Raw genomic sequence first — 1,847 nt, 5'->3', positions numbered from 1 at the left:
GCGCTGCGCAGTGCCTCGGCCAGGTCGTCGGGGATGCGCTGCACGTCCACCGGGACGGTGAGCAGCCAGGGCGTGGTGCAGGCCGCGCACAGGGCTTCGAGCGCCGCCAGCGGGCCGGCGAAATCCGGGCGCTGGTCCAGCACGGCGCGCAGGCCCATTTTCGTGAAGCGCGCGTCGTCTGCGCGGGTGCTGACCAGGCGCTCGGCATAGCCGCCGGGAAAAGCCGACAGCGTGTGCTGCAGCAGGGTCTTGCCGTGGTGCATCACCCAGGCCTTGTCGCGCCCGCCCAGCCGCTGGCCACGACCACCCGCCAGCACGCCCAGGGTTATGGCCGTGCGCGGTATCACTTGCCCTTGACGTGCTTCATCAGGCGCCGCTTGGCTTTCACCTGGCGCTCGGTCAGCACGTTTTTCTTGCCTTCATACGGGTTCTCGCCTTCGCGGAACACGAACTTCACCGGCGTGCCCACCAGCTTGAAGCGCTTTCGGAAGAAGTTCTCGAGGTAGCGGCGATAGCTGTCGGTCAACGACGTCAGGCGGTTGCCGTGCACGATGAAGGTGGGCGGATTGGCGCCGCCCGGATGGGCGAACTTCATCTTGGCCACGTGCCCGCGAACCACGGGCGGCGGGAAGCTTTCCACCGCAACCTGCAGCGCCTTGGTGGTTTCGGCGGTGCTGAACTGGTGCGTTGCCGAGGCGTGCGCGCGATGGATGGCCTTGAACAGTTCCTTCAGGCCCGTGCCGTTCTTGGCCGAGATGGTCATCCGCTCGGCCCATTCGCAAAACGACAGCTTGCGCTCGAGCATCGACAGCGCCTGTTCGCGCGTGTACTTGTCCTGGTCGTCCCACTTGTTGACCGCGATCACCAGGGCGCGGCCCGAGTCGAGCACGTAGCCCAGCACGGTGGCGTCCTGCTCGGTCACGCCTTCACCGGCGTCGAGCATCACCACCACCACCTGGGCATTCTCGATGGCCTGCAGGGTCTTGAAGACGCTGAACTTCTCCACCGCCTCTTCGACCTTGGCGCGACGGCGCAGGCCGGCGGTGTCGATCAGGCGGTACTGCTTGCCGTCCCGTTCCATGTCCACCGCAATCGAATCGCGGGTGGTGCCGGGCACGTCGGAGGCGATCATGCGCTCCTCGCCCAGCAGGCGGTTCACCAGCGTCGACTTGCCGACGTTGGGGCGGCCGAGGAAGGCGATGCGGATGCGGCCGGGCTCGTCGGGAAGGATCTCGACGTCGCGCTCGGCCGGCAGCTCGGGAATGATTTCTTCCAGCAGGTCCGGGATGCCGCGCTGGTGCGCCGCCGAGATCGGGATGATGCGCTCGACGCCGAAGCTCGCGAACTCGTTCACCACCGCGTCCTCGTCCAGCCCGTCGGTCTTGTTGATGACCAGGAAGAAGCGCTTGCCGCTCTTGCGCAGCCAGTTGAGGATGTTCTGGTCCAGCGCCGACGGCCCTTCGCGGCCGTCCACCACGAACAGGACCAGGTCGGCTTCTTCCACGGCCGAACGCGCCTGGCGCGCGGTGGCGCCAGCCAGGCCCTCTTCGTCGCCCGACAGGCCGCCCGTGTCGCACAGGGCGAACGGATGGTCCTCGTCGCGACGGCAGATGCCGTAGTGGCGATCGCGGGTGACGCCCGGCTCGTCGTGGACGAGGGCGTCGCGGCTGCGCGTGAGCGCGTTGAAAATCGTGGACTTGCCGACATTCGGCCGGCCTACGAGAGCGACCAATGGCAACACGTGGATCTCTCCCGATGATGGTGGGTGTTTCCCGCGCTGGAAGCGCGAACCGGCCCGCCGGGGCCGGGGGGGCGACCGCCCCCCCCCCCGGGGGGGGCCGGGGGCC

The 1,847-nt window shown here is 68.2% G+C and carries 2 protein-coding genes; both read right to left on the bottom strand.

Annotation, left to right across the window (positions count from 1 at the left end; all coding sequences use genetic code 11):
- A partial coding sequence (locus K0M70_RS14525) for an NTP transferase domain-containing protein (protein ID WP_290783151.1) occupies positions 1-347 on the bottom strand: 347 nt, incomplete at its 3' end.
- Entirely contained in the window at positions 344-1,741 is a 1,398-nt protein-coding gene (der, locus tag K0M70_RS14520; RefSeq protein ID WP_290783149.1) for a ribosome biogenesis GTPase Der, read from the bottom strand. The genes der and K0M70_RS14525, both read right to left, overlap by 4 nt.
- Between the last annotated feature and the right edge of the window lie 106 nt (positions 1,742-1,847).

The organism is Arenimonas sp. (assembly GCF_019459675.1).
In the GTDB taxonomy this organism is placed as follows: Bacteria; Pseudomonadota; Gammaproteobacteria; order Xanthomonadales; family Xanthomonadaceae; genus Arenimonas.
The sequence above is the reverse complement of the archived record's forward strand: the minus strand, read 5'-3'. Positions and strand labels throughout refer to the sequence as shown.